This is a genomic window from Glycomyces amatae, from assembly GCF_020991375.1.
GTDB lineage: Bacteria > Actinomycetota > Actinomycetes > Mycobacteriales > Micromonosporaceae > Glycomyces > Glycomyces amatae.
This window is the reverse complement of sequence record NZ_JAJLQZ010000006.1, coordinates 200,119-218,396: the sequence shown is the minus strand read 5'-3', so window position 1 is coordinate 218,396 and position 18,278 is coordinate 200,119. Positions and strand designations below refer to the sequence as shown.

Annotated in this window: 12 protein-coding genes; 9 read left to right on the top strand and 3 right to left on the bottom strand. The window is 71.4% G+C overall.

Translation table 11 applies throughout. The annotated features are described in order from the left end of the window. Positions 1-13: 13 nt before the first annotated feature. The gene (locus LO763_RS12075) at positions 14-1,108 is read right to left on the bottom strand and encodes an ABC transporter permease (protein WP_230602375.1); all 1,095 of its coding nucleotides are present in this window, start codon (positions 1,106-1,108) and stop codon (positions 14-16) included. Between the two features lie 455 nt (positions 1,109-1,563). On the opposite strand from LO763_RS12075, the gene LO763_RS12070 reads away from it, so the two are divergent. From LO763_RS12070 to LO763_RS12045, 6 genes are all read left to right on the top strand, one after another. Next, on the top strand, positions 1,564-2,784 hold the full coding sequence (locus LO763_RS12070) for an NADP-dependent isocitrate dehydrogenase (RefSeq protein ID WP_230602373.1): 1,221 nt from the start codon (positions 1,564-1,566) through the stop codon (positions 2,782-2,784). A 218-nt stretch (positions 2,785-3,002) separates the two neighbouring features. Further along, positions 3,003-3,731: a phosphocholine cytidylyltransferase family protein gene (locus tag LO763_RS12065; protein ID WP_230602371.1), complete on the top strand. Its 729-nt coding sequence runs from the start codon at positions 3,003-3,005 to the stop codon at positions 3,729-3,731. Further along, positions 3,731-4,786 (top strand): iron-containing alcohol dehydrogenase family protein, encoded by a 1,056-nt coding sequence (locus tag LO763_RS12060; RefSeq protein ID WP_230602369.1) that lies wholly within the window; start codon positions 3,731-3,733, stop codon positions 4,784-4,786. Before LO763_RS12065 ends, LO763_RS12060 begins: the two co-directional genes overlap by 1 nt. Next, positions 4,773-6,365, top strand: a complete 1,593-nt coding sequence (locus LO763_RS12055) for an ABC transporter permease (RefSeq protein WP_230602367.1) — start codon at positions 4,773-4,775, stop codon at positions 6,363-6,365. The genes LO763_RS12060 and LO763_RS12055 overlap by 14 nt, the downstream gene beginning before the upstream one ends. Before the next feature lie 136 nt (positions 6,366-6,501). Next, the gene (locus LO763_RS12050) at positions 6,502-8,613 is read left to right on the top strand and encodes an acyltransferase family protein (protein ID WP_230602365.1); all 2,112 of its coding nucleotides are present in this window, start codon (positions 6,502-6,504) and stop codon (positions 8,611-8,613) included. Positions 8,614-8,821: 208 nt separating this feature from the next. After that, entirely contained in the window at positions 8,822-11,176 is a 2,355-nt protein-coding gene (locus LO763_RS12045) for an acyltransferase family protein (RefSeq protein ID WP_230602363.1), read from the top strand. Positions 11,177-11,224: 48 nt separating this feature from the next. On the opposite strand, the gene LO763_RS12040 is transcribed toward LO763_RS12045, so the two are convergent. Further along, on the bottom strand, positions 11,225-11,839 hold the full coding sequence (locus LO763_RS12040; RefSeq protein ID WP_230602361.1) for a hypothetical protein: 615 nt from the start codon (positions 11,837-11,839) through the stop codon (positions 11,225-11,227). A 254-nt stretch (positions 11,840-12,093) separates the two neighbouring features. Here LO763_RS12040 and LO763_RS12035 point away from each other — a divergent pair, with 254 nt between their 5' ends. The 3 genes from LO763_RS12035 (at position 12,094) to LO763_RS12025 (ending at position 16,639) form a co-directional block, all read left to right on the top strand. After that, positions 12,094-14,565 (top strand): glycosyltransferase, encoded by a 2,472-nt coding sequence (locus LO763_RS12035; protein WP_230602359.1) that lies wholly within the window; start codon positions 12,094-12,096, stop codon positions 14,563-14,565. 61 nt (positions 14,566-14,626) lie between these two features. Continuing rightward, the gene (locus tag LO763_RS12030) at positions 14,627-16,150 is read left to right on the top strand and encodes an asparagine synthetase B family protein (RefSeq protein WP_230602357.1); all 1,524 of its coding nucleotides are present in this window, start codon (positions 14,627-14,629) and stop codon (positions 16,148-16,150) included. An 84-nt stretch (positions 16,151-16,234) separates the two neighbouring features. Beyond that, complete coding sequence (locus tag LO763_RS12025; protein ID WP_230602355.1) at positions 16,235-16,639, top strand: hypothetical protein; 405 nt, start codon at positions 16,235-16,237, stop codon at positions 16,637-16,639. A 39-nt stretch (positions 16,640-16,678) separates the two neighbouring features. Here LO763_RS12025 and LO763_RS12020 read toward each other — a convergent pair whose 3' ends face one another. Next, positions 16,679-18,205 carry a glycosyltransferase family 2 protein gene (locus tag LO763_RS12020; RefSeq protein WP_230602353.1) on the bottom strand — a complete coding sequence of 509 codons (1,527 nt, stop codon included), beginning with the start codon at positions 18,203-18,205 and terminating at the stop codon, positions 16,679-16,681. Between the last annotated feature and the right edge of the window lie 73 nt (positions 18,206-18,278).

The following is an 18,278-nucleotide window of genomic DNA, read 5'->3' as shown; positions in this document are numbered from 1 at the left end:
TCGAGAGCGGTCGTCACGCTTCCTGCCCTTCGGTCTTGATGCGGGGGTCGACCCGGACGAGGAAGAGGTCCACGATGAGGCTGGCGATGACCACGGAGGTCGCCAGGATGATCACGGCGGCCTGCACGACCGGGTAGTCGCGGTTGGAGATGGCCTGCATGAGCATCTGGCCGGCCCCGGGGTACTGGAGGATCTGCTCGATGACGATGGAGCCGCCGACGAGCGTGCCGAGCTGGAGGGCGATCTGCGGGATGATCGGCAGCATCGCGTTGCGGCCCACGTAGCTGCGGCTGATGCGACCGGGCTTGAGGCCCCGGGCCTGGGCCACCGTCACGTAGTCCTCGGTGAGGACCTCGGTGGTGGCGGCCTTCATGTTGAGCATGAAGGAGCCGGTGGCGGTGAACGCGAACGCGATGATCGGCAGGAGCGCGTGGAACAGGGCGTCGCCGAAGAACACGAAGTTGAAGCCCGGTTCGACGCCCGCGGTGATGCGCCCGCGCATGTCGAGGAAGGGGAGGACGTCGAGCATCGTGTAGCCGACGACGATGACCGCGGCGATGAGGATGTAGTTCGGGACGCCGGTGAGGAAGGACCCGACGGAGGTCATCGCGTGGTCGAAGGCCGAGCCGCGCCGGTAGGCCATGGCCATGCCCACCGTCAGCCCGATGACGATCGCGAGGGCGACGCCGGCGCCGACGGCGAACAGCGTCCACGGCAGGTACTCCATGACGTGCTCGAACACGGTCTTGGAGGGGTTGGTGAGGGAGTTGCCGAGGTCGAAGGTGACCAGGCCCTTGAGGAAGTCGAGGTACTGGACCCACACGCTCGCGTTCGGGTCGTACGCGATGATGTTCGTCGCCGTGGCCACGGCCTGCTCGTGGCTCATGCCGGAGCTGTTGAGGCGCCCGGCCATGATCTCGATCGGATCGCCGGGCATGAAGTGCATGAGCAGGAAGGTGATCGTCGCGACCAGCCAGACGACGAAGACCGACTGGCGGATGCGGCGGAAGGCGTAGGAGGCCCAGACGCGCCGGACGAGGCCGGGGCCGGTCCGCTCGGCGGGCGGGGCGTCCGCCGCGTGCGGCGGGGGTGCGGGAGGTGCGCTCACCTTGTGCACTCCTTCGTGCGCTGGTCGAAGCCGCGGCGGGCGGTGCCGCCGCGGCCGGAACGTGTGGGGACTCGAAACAACGCTCCGGCGTCTTCGGGCCGTCCTGGCCCGAAACAAATTGGAAAGATTGTTTCTAGTTATTGAACCTACCCGCCGTGACCCCGGGCACGCCAGCCTTGAGACGGAATCGTTACGTTGAACTTCAGGGGGCGTTTCCCCTGCTCTCATTCCCTGTCCCCTCGCGGGGGCGCTGATCGACGGTAGCCCCTCGGCGGCGCGTCGGGCCCGCTCCCGCCGCGGCGGGTGTGACGACCGACTCGCGGGGCCGGTCGTCGGACCCCGGAACGAAGCCAGTACGCTCGTACTGTTAGGGGCATTCCGCTCCGCGCCCGCACGCATCGCACGGCGGGCGGAGTCAACAGGGCGCGGCGAGCGCGCGAGGAGAGGTCGGAACCATGGCCAAGATCAAGGTCGCGAACCCCGTCGTCGAGATCGACGGCGACGAGATGACCCGCATCATCTGGAGCAAGATCAAGGACGAGCTGATCCACCCCTACCTGGACGTGGACCTCAAGTACTTCGACCTCGGCATCGAGCACCGCGACGCCACCGACGACCAGGTCACGGTCGACGCCGCGAACGCCATCGCCGAGCACCACGTCGGCGTCAAGTGCGCGACCATCACCCCCGACGAGGCCCGCGTCGAGGAGTTCGGCCTCAAGAAGATGTGGCGCTCCCCGAACGGCACCATCCGCAACATCCTCGGCGGCGTCGTCTTCCGCGAGCCCATCATCATGAGCAACGTCCCCCGCCTGGTCCCCGGCTGGACCAAGCCGATCATCATCGGCCGCCACGCCCACGGCGACCAGTACAAGGCCACCGACTTCAAGGTCGACCGCCCCGGCACCCTCACGGTCACCTTCGCCCCCGACGACGGCTCCGAGCCGATGGAGTTCGAGGTCGCCCGCTACCCGGAGGGCGGCGGCGTGGCCATGAGCATGTACAACTACAAGAAGTCCATCGAGGACTTCGCCCGCGCCTCGTTCCGCTACGGCCTCGCGCGCGACTACCCGGTGTACATGTCCACCAAGAACACCATCCTCAAGGCCTACGACGGCATGTTCAAGGACGCCTTCCAGGAGGTGTTCGACAACGAGTTCAAGGCCGAGTTCGAGGCCAAGGGCCTCACCTACGAGCACCGCCTCATCGACGACATGGTCGCCGCCGCCATGAAGTGGGAGGGCGGCTACGTGTGGGCCTGCAAGAACTACGACGGCGACGTCCAGTCCGACACCGTCGCGCAGGGCTTCGGCTCGCTCGGCCTCATGACCTCCGTGCTCATGACCCCCGACGGGCAGACCGTCGAGGCCGAGGCCGCCCACGGCACCGTCACCCGCCACTACCGCGCCCACCAGCGCGGCGAGAAGACCTCGACCAACCCGATCGCCTCGATCTTCGCCTGGACCCGGGGCCTGGCCCACCGCGGCAAGCTCGACGGCACCCCCGAGGTCACCGCCTTCGCGAACGACCTCGAGAAGGTCGTCATCGACACCGTCGAGGGCGGCAAGATGACCAAGGACCTGGCGCTGCTGGTCGGCGGCGAGCAGGAGTGGCAGTCCACCGACGAGTTCCTCGACACCCTGTCGGAGAACCTCGCCAAGGTCGCCGCGAAGTAGTCCGCGAGGGCGGGCGTAACCGCTTCGCCCGAGACTCGTTGTAAAGGCAGCGGTGACTGCTCGCAGTGACCGTCCCTTCCCAGTTGGAGGCCCCAGCCGACGTGTGCAGGCGCACACTCGGCCGGGGCCTCCCCCCTTTCGCGGCTTGTAAACTGGGCGGGTTGCACGCGCCCCCCGCGTGCGGCTTCCGACCAGGGTCGAGCGAAAGGCAGACATTCGTGAGAGGCGTCATCCTCGCCGCCGGACAGGGGCAGCGCCTGCGCCCCGACACCGACGAGCTGCCCAAGACGCTCCTGCCGGTCACCGGGAGCGAGACGATCCTCGACACCATCGTCGCGGGCCTCGCCGCGGTCTGCGTCACCGACATCGCCGTCACCGTCGGCCACGCCGCCGACAGGATCCGCGAGCACGCCCCCTCGCTCGAGTCCCGCTACGGCGTCGCGATCACCATCGTCGACAACGACAAGCCCCACTGGAACAACGCCTACTCGCTGTGGACCGCCCGCGGGCACTACGCCGAGGGCGCGATCCTCGTCAACGGCGACACGCTCCACCCCTACAGCATCGAGGAGCGCCTCCTGGACGCCGCCGAGACCGACCCGCGGCTCCTGCTCGCCCTCGACGACCACAAGACCCTCACCGACGAGGCCATGAAGGTCCGCATCGGCCCCGGCGGCGTCGAGCTCATCCACAAGGCGCAGCCGACCGCGACCGCCGCGGGCGAGTACATCGGCGTCAGCCTCATCCCCGCCGCCCTCGCCGACGACCTCACCAAGGCCCTCGAGGCGACCTTCACCCGCGACCACACCCTCTACTACGAGGACGCCTACCAGCTCCTCGCCGAAGGCGGCCAGGTCGGGACCGTCTCCACCGGGCCGGTCGCGTGGACCGAGGTCGACGACCACGCCGACTGGGCCCTGGCCAAGGCCATCGCGAAGGGCCGCTAGTGCCCACGTTCGCGCGCACCGTCCTCGCCCCCATCGCGGTCGAGGTCTCGGCGGGGGCCCTCGCGCGCCTGCCCGAGCTCCTCGTCGACGCGAGGATCTCCTCCGGCGGCCGCGTCGCCGTCGCCCTCGGGCCGGGCCTCGGCGAGACCATCGCCGCCGAGCTCGACCACCTCCCGGACGCCACGGTCCACACCGTCAAGCCCGGCACCCTCGCCAGCGCCCGCGACCTCGCCGCGCGCCTGCGCGACGACCACCGGGTCGACGCCCTCGTCGGCATCGGCGGCGGCAAGCTCCTCGACACCGCCAAGTTCGCCGCGACCGAGCTGGGCCTGCCGATGGTCTCGGTCGCCACGAGCCTCGCCCACGACGGCCTCGCCTCCCCGACCGCCTCCCTCGAACGCGACGGCGTCTCGGTCTCCTACGGGGTCCACCCGCCGCTCGCCGTCCTCGCCGACCTCGACTTCATCCGCCGCGCCCCCGTCGCCCAGCTGCGCTCGGGGGTGGGCGACGCCCTCACGAACCTGTCCGCCGTCGCCGACTGGCAGCTCTCGCACGACGTCAACGGCGAGGCCCTCGACGGGCTCGCCGTGGCGATCGCCCGCACCGGCGCCGAGTCCGTGCTGCGCCACCCCGGCACCGTCGCCGACGACGGGTTCCTCACCTCCCTCGCGAACGCCCTCGTCCAGGGCGGGCTCGCGATGGGCATGGCCGGCTCCTCGCGGCCGTGCTCGGGCGGGTGCCATGAGATCTCGCACGCGCTCGACGTGCTCCACCCCGGCCTGGCCTCCCACGGGGAGCAGGGCGCGGTCGGGGCGCTCGTGTGCACGTGGCTGCGGGGCGACGAGGCCCTGTTCAGCGAGCTTTCGGCGGCCATGCGGCGGCACGGGTTGCCGCGCACCGCAGCCGAACTGGGGCTGACCACAGCGGAGCTGGCCACAGCGGTGGCCTACGCTCCGAGGACCCGGCCAGGCCGTTATACGATTCTCGAACATCGTGAACTGGACTCGGTGGCGCTGGAGCGACACCTGACGGAGATGATGCATGAGCTCGATTAGCCCGCACCCCGACGGCGTCTCCGGCCCACCCGGGAACAACGACGGGGGCTCGGACAATCCCGACGCGGCCGCTCCCCAGGGCGGCTACGGCAACGGGCCCTCGGCCGCCCCCGCGGGATACCCCCCGGGGGCGATGAGCTCCGGTTCGGCGGCCTTCGCGAGCCCCCCGCCGGGCGCCACCCCGCCGCCCGGCCACCAGTCCCGTCCGAACCAGGGCGGCCCCACCCCGCCCCCCGCGGGCCCGCAGGGCTACGGACCGCCCGCCTACAACGCGCCCTCGGCGCCGCCGCCGGCCGCGTACGGCACGCCCCCGCGCCCGAACCAGCAGCCCTACGGCAACCCGCCGCAGGGCCGGCCGCCGGGCGCCCCCCAGCCGCCCTACGGCTCGCCGCCGCCCCCGCACGGCCCCGGCGGCCAGGCCCCGCAGGGGCCCCCGCCGCACCCGGCCGGACCGCCGAACGCCTACGGGCAGCCCGGCCAGTACGGCCAGCCGACGCCCCCGCCGCCCGGCCCGCCCCAGCACCCGCAGGGCCCGCCCGTCCCGGTCGGCGCGCCGAACCCGCAGGGCCAGGTCCCGCAGGCGCCGTACGCGACCCGGATCGAACCGGGCCGCGACATGCCGATGGCCGGGGCCTCCCCGATCCGCCGGAACCTCGACGACACCGCCGAGCTCCCGGCCTTCCTCGACTCGGCCCGCAGCGACGAGGGCCCCGGCACCGAGACCCGCAAGGCCGAGGTCAAGCCGCAGGTCCGCAAGTTCCCGCTGACCACCGGCTTCACCGCGCTGCTGCGCCACCGGTACGCCATGTCGGTCCTGGTCCGCCGCGACCTCGCCGTCAAGTACCAGTCCACCGTCATGGGCTACGTGTGGTCGCTCATCGAGCCGCTCGGCCTGACGCTGATCTACTGGTTCGTGTTCGACCTGGTCTTCGGCGGCGGCCGGGCCGTCCCCGGCGGCGCCGGCTACCTGCTGTTCATCGTCTCCGGCATCTTCGCCTACCAGTGGTTCAGCTCCGCGGTCAGCGAGGGCGCGAAGTCCCTCGGCGGCCAGGCGAGCCTCATCACGGTCATGAAGGTCCCCAGAGAGGTCTTCCCGGTCTCGAAGGTCTTCGCGCGCTTCGCCGAGTACGTGGTCGGCTTCCCGATCCTGATCATCGTGGCGATCTTCTTCGGCGGCCACTTCGGGCTCAACATGCTCTGGCTGATCCCGGCCATCCTGGTCGAGGCGATGCTGCTGGCCGGCATGGTGTTCATCCTCGCCGCCGCGAACGTCCTCTACAAGGACGTGCAGCGGTTCCTGCCGCTGGTCATGCGCGTGCTGTTCTACGCCTCGGCGATCATCTACCCGGTCACGAAGGTCTCTGAGGCGAAGACCATGCAGGACAACCCCTGGATGTACGACGTGTTCTCCATCAACCCGCTCATCGGCATCTTCTCGATGCACCGGGCGGCGTTCATCCCGGGCCTGGCGCCGAACACCTTCCAGCTGTGCGTCGCCGTCGGCTTCTCGGTCTTCCTCATGTTCTTCGGGCGGTGGATCTTCTACCGGCTCGAACCGCGCGTCCTCAAGGCGCTCTGAGCACCCGCGGCCCCGACCACCCGGTCGGGGCCGCTCTGTTCCCCGCCCCGCCTCGCGGCGTTCACCGGTGATTTGCCCGACAATGGGAGAATGTCCCGATGCCCGGCACCGACGTCACGATGGAGACCGCCGCCCGATGAGCGCACGCGACACGCTCCTGCTCCCGCGCGTCGCCGCCGAGTCGGCCCCCGCCCCGAGGGAGCGCTGGGACGGCATGGGCTTCCGCCCCGACGTCCAGGGCCTGCGGGCCGTCGCGGTCGGCCTGGTGCTGCTCTCCCACGCCGGGTTCCCCCGCGCGGCCGGCGGCTACGTCGGCGTCGACGTGTTCTTCGTGCTCTCCGGGTTCCTCATCACCTCCCTGCTCGTCAAGGAGGTCTTCGACACCCGCGGCATCTCCATCGCCGGGTTCTACGCCCGCCGCGCCCGCCGCATCCTGCCCGCCGCCATGGCCGTCACCGTCGCGACCGCGCTGGGGGCGTGGCTGTTCTTCCCGGTGACGCGGCTCGAGGCGGTGCTCCAGGACGCGCTCGCGGTCATCGTCTACATCGTCAACTACCGCTTCGTGGCCGAGCAGACCGAGTACCTCAACGCCGACCAGATGCCCTCGCCGTTCCAGCAGTTCTGGTCCCTGGCGGTCGAGGAGCAGTTCTACGTGGTGTGGCCGCTGCTGCTGCTCGTCCTGCTGCTGGCGGTCCGCCGCGACCCGCGCCGCCTGGTGCGCGCGGGCCTGGTCTGCTCGGTCCTCGTCTTCGCCGCGACCCTGGCCCTGTCGGTCCTGGTCACCGTGCAGTCCCAGCCGACCGCGTACTACGCGGCCCACACCCGCGCGTGGGAGCTCGCGGCCGGGGCGTTCCTCGCGCTGACGCTCCCGCACCTCAAGCGGACCCCGAGGGCCCTCGCGTGGGTCCTCGGCATCGGCGGCCTCGCGGCGATCGGCGCCTCCGGCGTCCTCTACACGGAGGCGACCCCGTTCCCCGGCTACACGGCCCTCGCCCCGGTCCTGGGCACCATGGCCGTCATCGTCGCCGGCTCGGCCGCGGCGAAGAACCCCGTCTCGTCCCTGCTGTCGACCGGCCCGTTCCAGTTCGTCGGGAAGATCTCCTACAGCCTCTACCTGTGGCACTGGCCGATCCTCATCCTGGCCCCGCTCGCGCTCGACACCGAGCCGTCGCTGCTGCTCAACCTGATCCTCGTGGCGGCCACCGTCGGCATCGCGCAGCTCAGCCACGCGTACATCGAGGAGCCCATGCGGCACTGGAGGCCGCTCAAGCGGAGCAACGGCGCCGGGCTCCTCATGGGCCTCGCGTGCTCGGTCCTGGGCGTGGCGACCGTCGTGGCGCTCACGCAGGTGTTCCCCAAGACCGCCGACGCCGACCGGGCGGTCGACCTCGAGGCGGTCGAGCAGGTCGAGGACCGGGCCTCGCTGGAGGCGCGCCTCCGGGACGGGCTCGCCGCCGAGAGCGTCCCGGACGACCTCGCCCCGCCCCTGGCGGGCATGGACGCCGACCGGCCCGAGACCTACGCCGACGGCTGCCACCTCGACTTCGAGGACGTCGCGCTGCCCGACGGCTGCGCCTACGGCGACACCGGCTCCGACACCACGGTGGTGCTGTTCGGCGACTCGCACGCCGCCCAGTGGTTCCCGGCGCTCGAGACCGTCGCCGAGGCGGAGGGCTGGAGGCTCCTCAACCGCACCAAGAGTTCCTGCACCCCCGTGCAGGTCCCCGTCGACAGCACGATGCACGATGGCGAGTACACCGAGTGCCGGGACTGGAGGCAGGCGGTGTTCGACGAGATCGAGGAGACCCGGCCCGAACTCGTGGTCCTCGGCACCGAGAACACGAGCAACATCGCTGCCGAGGACCCCGCTGCCGCCTGGGCCGAGGGCTGGACCGAGACCCTCGACCGCGTCGGCGCGGCCGCGGACACGGCGGTGCTCACCGACACGCCCCGGGCCACCGGCGAGGCGGCCCCCGAATGCCTCTCGCTGCACATGGACGCGCCCGGCGACTGCCTCGACGCCGGCCCGTACGCCCTCGCCCAACCGGAACTGCGCGCAGCGGCCCGGGAGGCACAGACCGCCGTGGACGCGGTCGTCGTCGACACCGAGCCGTGGTTCTGCCTCCCCGAAGGCTGCCCGCTCATCGTTGACGGCCTCGCCGTATACCGCGATAAACACCACATCAGCACACCGTATGCGGTGTCGCTGTCCGCGGTTCTCGCCCAGGCCCTGCCCGACCTGGGCTGACGGCCGGAATGGAAGGGGCCGAAGCGCTCCCGTCCGAGGCGGACGCGACTCGCTCCCGCTCGGTACGATGACAGTGGCCGGTCGCGAACGACGTCGGCCGACTGTGCCCGGCAGGACGGGCCGTCCATCACCGGACCCCTCGGTGGAACGGGGACGCCTAGTATGAGGCGACCCGACCCCGGCATCCCTAGACGGAGACTGTTGCACCATGACCTCGCCCCAGCCCCCACGGCCGACGAACCAAGCCGCAGCGGGGGCGGTCAACGAGGAGACGCTCCACCTGCCGACGACCACGCCGGGATCCGCGGCTCCCGCGGTCGCTCCGGCCGGGACGCCGGTGGCGGCACCCGCCGCCCCGACCGCGCCCCACGCCCCCGGGATGCGCCGCACCGCCCCCAGCCCCTACCCGGTTCGGCCGCCGTTCCGTGCGCCCGCACCGCCGCCGACGGCCCCCCAGGCGGCCCCCGCGGCCGCCCCCCGCCCGCGCCCCGTCGGGCCCGCGCGCTGGGAAGGACTGGGCTTCCGCCCCGACGTCCAGGGCCTGCGGGCCGTCGCGGTCACGCTCGTGCTGCTGTCCCACGCCGGGTTCGCCTTCGCCTCGGGCGGCTACGTCGGCGTCGACGTGTTCTTCGTGCTCTCCGGCTTCCTCATCACCTCCCTGCTCGTCAAGGAGGTCTTCGACACCGGCAAGGTCTCCATCGCCGGGTTCTACGCCCGCCGGGCCCGCCGCATCCTGCCCGCCGCGAGCGTCGTCACCGTCGCGACGGTGGTCGGCGCGTGGCTGTGGTTCCCCGTGACCCGGCTCGAAGCGGTCATGCAGGACGCCTTCACCGTCATCGTCTACGTGGTGAACTACCGATTCATCGCGCAGGAGACCGAGTACCTCAACGCCGACCAGATGCCCTCGCCGTTCCAGCAGTACTGGTCCCTCGCCGTCGAGGAGCAGTTCTACCTGGTCTGGCCGCTGCTCCTGCTGGGCCTGCTCTTGATGGTCAAGCGCGACCCGCGCCGACTCGTGAGCGCCGGGATCGCCGTCGCGGTCGGGCTCTTCGCGATCAGCCTGGTCCTGTCGGTCCTGGTCACCGAGCAGTCCCAGCCGACCGCGTACTACGCGGCCCACACGCGGGCGTGGGAGCTCGCGGCCGGGGCGCTGCTGGCGCTGACGCTTCCGGGTCTGAAGAAGACCCCGAAGTTCCTGGCGTGGGTCCTCGGCATCGGCGGCCTCGCGGCGATCGTCGCCGCCGGAGTCCTCTACGGCGACGCCACTCCCTTCCCCGGCTACACGGCGCTGCTGCCGGTCGCCGGGACGATGCTCGTGATCATCGCGGGCTCGTCTGCGGCCAAGAACCCCGTCTCGTCGCTGCTGGGCACGGGCCCGTTCCAGTTCGTCGGGAAGATCTCCTACAGCCTCTACCTGTGGCACTGGCCGATCCTCATCCTCATCCCGCTCGCCGTGGACGCCGAGCCGTCGATCCTGCTCAGCACCATCCTGCTCCTCGGCACGATCGCGGTCGCGCAGTTCTCCCACCGGTACATCGAGGAGCCGGTCCGTCGCGGGAAGCCCTTCAAGTCGGCCAACCTGTGGGGCCTGGCCATCGGAGTGGTCTCGTCGGTGGCCGGCATCGCCATGATCGTCACCCTGACCACGGTCTACTCCAAGGTCCCCGAGAGCGACGGCACCGACCTCGACGCCGTCGAGGAGGTCTCGGGCCAAGAACAGATCGACCGGCTGCTGGAGGAGGCGGCGGACATCACCGCGGCTCCGGCCGACCTGACGCCCGCGCTGGCCGACTCCAGCAGCGACCGCCCGGTCATCTACAGCAACGGATGCCACCTCGACACCGACGAGACCGAGCCCGAGGAGGGCTGCGTCTACGGCGACACCGATTCCTCCGAGGTGGTCTACCTGTTCGGCGACTCCCACGCGGCACAGTGGTTCCCCGCGCTCGAGGAGATCGCTGCGGAGCAGGGCTGGAAACTGGTCACCCGCACCAAGAGCGCCTGCACGCCGGTCGACGTCACGGTCGTCAACAGCGACATCCAGACCAGTGACAGCATCTACGAGACATGCGACACCTGGCGCCACAACGTCCTCGACGAACTCGACGAAACGCAGCCCGAGATGGTCGTCCTCGGCACCTCGGACGCCGCCACTCTCGCGAACGTCGACGGCGACCAGGTGGTCGATGAGTGGTCGGCGGGTTGGACCCGGACCCTGGAACGGGTGGGCGCCGCCGTCGAGCGGACCGTCGTCATCGGCGACACTCCGCGCGCCTCCGGTGACGCGGCTCCTGAATGCGTGTCTCTGCACATGGACGACGTCCAGGAGTGCAATGCCGAAGACCCGTACGTGGTCGGGTATCCCGACCGGCGCGGTGCCGCCCTGGACGCCCAAGAGGCGGCCGGCGCCGAGACCATCGATCCGCTGCCGTGGTTCTGCCGGGACGACTTCTGCCCGGTGATCGTGGGGAACCTCCTGGTCTACCGGGACACCCACCACATGACCACGCCGTACGCTCGCTCGCTCACCGACGTTCTCGCGGAAGCGCTGCCGGAGATCTGACGGCCGGGCCCCCCGGACCCAGTGCCGGGCTCCCCTCGGCGGCCCGCGTCAGGCGCTCTCGTCGTAGAGAGGCCAGCCCTCGGGGTAAGGGAAGTTCTCGGTCAGGTCGTAGCAGCCCGCGACCAGCGCGTCCTGATCCCGCTGCCACTGGCACGTGATCTGGATGAGGTGGTTCCCGGCGAACATGAAGAAATGGCGCCTGAAGAGCTTGGACTCGCCTTCGGCCTGGCTCGTGAAGTAGCGGTGCACACCCGAGTAGCGGTGCACCATCGTCGGGTAGATGTTCGAGGCGTCGACCTCGTTGCCGGTCTTCGCGTCGTACTCCATGACATAGGCGGATTGGGCGGCGAAGTCGGTGAGCGCGGTCCCCTCGGGGAGCATGTAGGTGCTGACGATCAACCGCGTGTTCGCGTCGCCGCCGTCGAGTCCGTAGACCCAGGTCGACTGATTGTCGACGACGGGCACGTCGCGCTCCTCGCCCTCGATGAGCGTGTAGCCCTCGGGCGGAGTGATCGCGAGGTCGTAGGGCACGGTGCGCTCTTCGTAGGCCGTGGGGGGCGCCGAGGCGCCGCCGCCCTCGTCGTCGGCGGTCCCGGAGGATCCGGTGCAGGCGGCGACCGCGCCGAGCATCAATACCGAGGTGAGCGCTGCAAATCTTCTCATTGACCGTGATCCTCATCGGGGTTCGGAAGGCAGGCTCATCATAGCAACGGCGGGCCGCCGCCATGGTCTGCGGCGTGTGACCGCATCGGTCCGGGGCGTCACTGTGCGAGGTCGGCGGCCGGCCGGCGGCTCGGTCGCGGTCGGCTGTGAACCCGCGCACGGGTCCCTCGCCGCGGACGCCTGCGCTCCTGTTGAGCGGCGATATACTCGGCAGGCCCGCCCCCAGCGAACCCTGAAAGAGCTGACCCGGCCGTATGAGCACCGACCGCCACCCCTTCCGCCTCCTCGACGACTACACGGCGCTGCTACGGCAGAAGAACTCCGAATCGCTCGTCACCACGGTCATCAGCACCCGGTCCCGGGAGGCCCGCCGGCTTTTGGCACACCGGGTCGCCGAACCGCCCGCGACCCTCGAAGCGATCCTGGCAGCCGCCCGCGACGAGGCCGTCGAACGCGAGTTGGCCGCCACCCGCCGCCTCGATGGCGACGCGCTCGCCAAACTCGGCCGCGCCCTGGTATGCAATCCGCTCGACCTCGACGACCTCGAGACCGGCTGGAGCCTCTACGAGATCGCGCTGCGCCACGGCGGCCCCGAATCCCTGTCCCCGCGCGACCAGGCCACCCACGTGGAGCTCGCGATGCTCTCGGGCAAGGCCGACGTGGCCGAGCGCCTCCTGTCCGAGTACGCGGACATCGACCAGAACGTGCGGCGAGCGGTCGGAATGGACCTCGCCCGTCCGTGGGGCGGTGTGGGCGACGAGCGGCGCTGGAAGGCGCTGCTCAGCGAGATCGTCCCCGAGCCGGTGCCCGGCCACACGCTCCGCGGCGAGGGCACCATGTTCGACGGCCTCGACGCGGGCGACCTACCGTCGGTCGACTCGCCCGATCTCGTGACGGTCATTATCACCACCTTCCGCCGGGGCCTGCCGCTGCTGACCTCGCTGCGGTCGGTGCTGCGCCAGACCTGGACCAACATCGAAGTGCTCGTCGTCGACGACGCTTCAGGACCCGAGTACGAGCCGGTCCTCGCCGCGTGCGAGGCCGAGGACGACCGCGTCCGCGTGATCCGCCTCGACGACAACGGCGGGTCCTACCGGGCCCGCAACATCGGGCTCGCCGAGGCACGCGGCATCTTCGTCGCAGTGCAGGACTCCGACGACTGGTGGCACCCGCGCCATCTGGAACTGCACCTCGCCCCGCTCCGCGCCGAGCCCGAGCTGGTCGGCACCATATCCAAGAGCGCCGTGCTCACCGAGGACCTCCGGGCGACACGCCTGCGCCGGGCGCCGGTGCTCCCGTGCGCCAGCTCGCTGCTGTTCCGCCGTGAGGAGGTCGTCGCCCGCATCGGCTTCTGGGACGACATCCGCAAGGCCGCCGACAACGAGTACCTCGGCCGGATGGACGCCGCGTTCGGAAAGGGCGCGGTCCGCCGCCTCGCCGAGGTCCTGACCCTGGTGCGCACCGGAGTCGAGTCCCTCTCCTCCAGCGATTACGGCTCGGGCTGGAAGCATCCGGCCCGCCTGGCCTACCATTCGTCGTACCACCACTGGCACGAGCGGATCCTGGCCGGGAAGGCCGATCCCTACGTCGCCCAGGGCGCCCGGGCACCCCTGTTCCAGCCCCATCGGTTTCGCCCCGGATCGGATCCGCAGCGCTACGACGTGGTCTACGCCGGGGACTGGGTGAACTACGGCGGGCCCCAGAAGTCGATGCTCAATGAGATCCGAGCCGCGCTCGGTGCCGGATTGCGCGTCGGCGTCATGAACTTCACACCACTGCGGTTCGCCCGGCCCAAGGACCGCGACCTCAACCCCGGCGTTCAGGAGCTCATCAACTCCGGAGCGGTCGAGCAGGTCGTCGCCACCGACGAGGCGCACGTCCGGCTCTTGGTGCTGCGCTACCCGCCGATCCTGCAGTTCCCCCCTCCGGGGCGGTGCACCTTCACCGTGGACCGGCTCGTCATCCTCGCCAACCAGCCGCCCACCGAAGCCGATGGCTCCGACCTGCGCTACCTCCCCGAGACCTGCGAGCACCATGCCCGTGAACTGTTCGGCGCCGAACCCGAGTGGGTGCCGCAGGGGCCGCATGTGCGCCACGCCCTCGTACCGTTCCTGCCGGAAGATTCGGTCCTGCACGAGTTCGACATGCCCGGCGTCCTCGACGACACCCGGTGGTGCCTGCCCCGGGACGGCTTTCGGGGCCCGGTCCCGGTGCTGGGGCGCCACACCCGCGACCACCCGATGAAGTGGCCCGGCGACCGCGAGACCCTCGCCCGCGTCTACCCGACCCGCGGCCCGGTCGACGTCCGCATCATGGGCGGCGCCCAGAGCGCCATGCACGTGCTCAAGCGCCGTCGCCTCCCGCTCAACTGGGTGGTCTTCGAGTACAACGAGATGGGAGTGCGGGAGTTCCTGCATCAGCTCGACTTCTACGCGTACTTCCCGCACGAGCACCGCATCGAGGCGTTCGGCCGCAGCATCCTCGAGGCCATCGCCAGCGGCGCGGTCACGATCCTGCCGCCGCACTTCGAGGAGGTCTTCGGCGAGGGCGCGCTCTACTGCGAGCCCGAGCAGGTCGCCGACCTCGTCGACCGGCTCTGGGCCGACCCAGAGGCGTTCCTGCGCCAGTCGCGCCGAGCCCAGGACCACGTCCGCCGCGCCTTCGGCTACCGGTCCTACGTGGAACGCCTCGGACGCCTCGGCATCGCCCCCGAGCCCGTCGTATGAACTCCGCACCCGACCCCTCGCGAGACGCGCCGGTCCCGCGGCTCCTTCCGAAAGGATCCCCATGACCCCCTCCTCCCCGCGGACCCGCGGGCTGCGGGACGCGTTGAGCGCGTTCGGCCGCCCCTCCGTCGACGCGGCGCCCGCCGCGGCCGAGTCCGCGATCCCCGCCGCCGATGACTGCTCGCACCTGCTGTACGCGCGAGGCTTCCTCCTCGCTCCCGAGCCGCGCTCCCTCCCCGCGCCCCACTGGCGCCAGACCCGCCTGGGCCGGTACTGGTTCGCCCATGACTCCCGGACCGGCTTCGCGCTCGCGCGCGCCGGCGGCACCTGGGTCGCCGTGCTCGGCCGTGCGATCTGCCTCGAGACGTGGACCGACGACATCGCCGTGATCGCGCGGGACCTCATTCGTGCCAAGCAGACCGGCCGCACGGCGATGCTCGATCGGATCGATCGGCTCTCGGGACGCTTCGCGATCTTCTATGAGGAGGACGGCGCCACGCTCGCGCAGTCCGACGCGGCCGGGATGCGCGCGGTCTTCTACGGCCGCCGCGACGGGTGCACTTATGTCGCTTCCCACGCCCACCTGGTCGCCGACTGCGTCGGCGAGGCGCCCTCGTCCTTCCCCGACCCGCAGACCATACGCAAAGAGCACAACGCGTACTCCTTCCCGGGACGCCACACCAACTTCGCGCGCGTCCTCGCGTTGACGCCGAACACCGAACTGGTCGTCGAGAAGGCCGAGCCGCGTCGGTTCTTCCCCCGCGAGCCCCTCGCCGAGCACACCGTCGCCGACGCCGTCGACGAGGTGCTGCCGCTCCTCCAGCGCCAGCTCGCCATGCTTGCCGACCGCGACCCGCTGATCGTCTCCCTCACCGGGGGCCTCGACAGCCGCACGACCCTGGCGCTCACCCGCCCGCTGAAGGACCGGATCGACTACTTCACCTACGACTCGCGCATCGGTGAGGGGGCACTCCGCGAGGACAGCGAAGCGGCCGAGGAGCTCTCGCGCGCACTCGGCTTCCGCCACCACCGCATCCCCCTGCTGTACCGGATGCCGCCCGAGCCTCTGGCCGGAGTCATGGACCGCAACTCCCGCCGCGTCAGCGCCCCCGGCATGCCCGCCACCCACCTTCAGTACGACGGCTGTAGGGGCCTGCACATCCGCTCCAACCTCTACGAGATCGGCCGGGCCTTCTATCGCGCCAAGCGCGCCCAGCCCGAGCCGCTGACTCCCGAGCACATGGCGTTCCTGCTGACCAATCACAAGAAGACCCCCGAGTCGTTCGCGGCGGGCTTCGCCGAGTTCGACGACGCCACCGGTTTCTCGGCCGCCGCCGAACTGTACGACCCCTACGACCTGTACTACTGGGAGCACCGCTGCGGAACCTGGCTGAACGCCCACCACACCGAAGGCGACGTCGTCTACGACACGTTCACCATCCTCAACTCCCGGCAGGTCTACAAGGCGCTCCTCGCCGTGCCTCTCGAGGCGCGCGTCGCCGGCGAGGCATTCGTCGAGATGATCCGGCGCACCTGGCCAGAGGCCCTCGATCATCCGGTCAACGGCGAGATGATCAAGGCCTGACCATGCCCGGGCCGCACCGAGAGGGGGCCTCGTCGACGCCCTGCCCCGCCCGCCGCCGTTCCAACGAGAAGGACGCCACCACTGATGCTCGATCTCATCCGCCGCTCCTCGCCGTTCCAGAAGGCGCTCCTGGCGTTCGCGGTGTTCGCAGCCGCCACAGGAGCGGCCCTGGCGCTTTCGGGCGCCGAGCGGGCCGCCGTCGCGGTCCTGTGCTGCCTGCTGGGCGGCACCGCCGTGCTCCAGGCGCTGGCGGGCGCCACGCAGCACCGGCAGTCGATGCGTTACGCGGTCAAGGCCGACCACCGTCTGCGCGAGTTGTCATCCCGGCTGGATCACATGACCCGCACTGTCGACAAGCAGTTCTCGCAGCTGTCGGAAGAGCTCGCGGCCGCCAACCGCCGTGTGCTGGCGAGCGTCGAGTCCGAGCGCTACGCGGCCGCTGCCCGACACCACCAGGCCGCCGGGGTTCGCGCCGAAGACCGGGACTAGCGCCTGACGGCGAGTCCGGCGGGCCGGACGGCGAGGGCGTTAGGTTCGCGGCCCAGCCCAGCGCTGCAAGGCGCGCCTGACGCGGCCCGCTGCTCGCCGCAGGAGCGAGCGCGGGGCCGGTTTCGCCGCCCGGCCGCCCGGGGCCGGGCCGCCGCCGAAGTAGGGACCCGGGTCGATCTCGGCCGTGCCCCACAGCGCCTCGAGGAGTTCGTCCGCGGACTCGCCGGGCCCGCGCAGCCGCTCGGCGCGCGCCAGGGCCGCGGTGCGGTCCAGGCGGACCGCGAGCGGGCCGACCCCGCTGGGCACGGCCGTCTCGACCCGGCCGAGGCGGTGCTCGTTCGCGTACGCCGCGAGCTTCGCGAACCCGTCGGGTCGCAGCGTCGCGCCGGGTGCGAGGTAGAGGCGGAACGGCACCCGCCCTGCCCCCTCGGGCGCGCGCTCGGCGAAGCGCACGCGCGCGTCGCCGCGGAACGTCTCGCGGATGAGCCGCAGGTCCAGCAGCGGGTCCTCCAGGGGCGCCACCCGGTCCTCGGTCAGGTCCCCCCACGGGCCGGTCAGGACCACCTCGACGTCGGCGACCGTGCCGCCCAGGACCGCGGCGACCGAGGCGCGGACCGGCTCCAGCCGCGCGCCCGCCGCGTCGATCACGACCTCGGCGTACGGGACCTCCCACTGGGCCCCCGGGCGGGTCCGCAGGTGCCGCAGCGCGGGCACCCGGTTGGCGAGGAAGGCGTGCCGGTAGCGCTTGCCCTCCTCGCGGCGGGACTTCATCTGCGACTGGCCCAGGTGCCACACCTCGGCCTCGGCGTCGGCGATGAACAGGGCGCCGTGCTGCGCGAGCCGGTAGCCCAGCTCGGTGTCGCTGCCCAGGCGCATCGTGGCGTCCATGCCGCCGCACGCCTCGTATGCGGCCCGCGTGAACGAGACCGTGGCCCCGTTCGCGATCGTGAACGCCCGCGCGGGGTCCTCCACGGTCCCGCCGGACTCGCGCACCAGCGCGATCTCCCAGTCGGTGCTGACCTCGCGGCCCGCGAACAGCGACGGGGCCTCGCCGGCGGCGACGGCCGACCGCACGCTCTCGGGGTCGAGCGCGGAGGCCTCGACGTCGGCGAACGCGAGCTTTCCGATCACCGTGAAGTAGTCCGCCAGGTGGTGCCAGCGGGCGTGCGCCTCGACATGGGCCGCGGCGGGGACCACGTCCGCGTCCAGCCGTACGACGACCTCGCCGGCGGACGCGGCGATCCCGGCGTCGACGGCGGCGGCGACGCCCCAGGCCCCGGCGGTGCTCGGGACGACGCGGGCGTGCTCGGGGCGCAGGTCCGGCAGTCGCAGCGGCGGCTCGCTGCCGTCGTCGACGACGACGACCTCGAGCAGCTCGGACGGGTAGGTCTGCGCGGCCAGGGCCGCCAGGGTCAGGTCGAGGGCGTCCTGGCCGCCGAAGGCGGGCACGACCACCGAGACGCGGGCGCGCGGCGTCCAGCCGCCCAGCGGCGGGGGCTCGACCGAGCCGGAGTCGTTGCGCGGCACGCGCAGGCCCGAGGCCGGGTCGGGGATCGAGGGTTCCATCGGGTCCCGAGCCTACTTCGCGGCGGCGCGCCCAGACGGTCCCGTGCGACCGTGACCGGTATCACCGCATCCG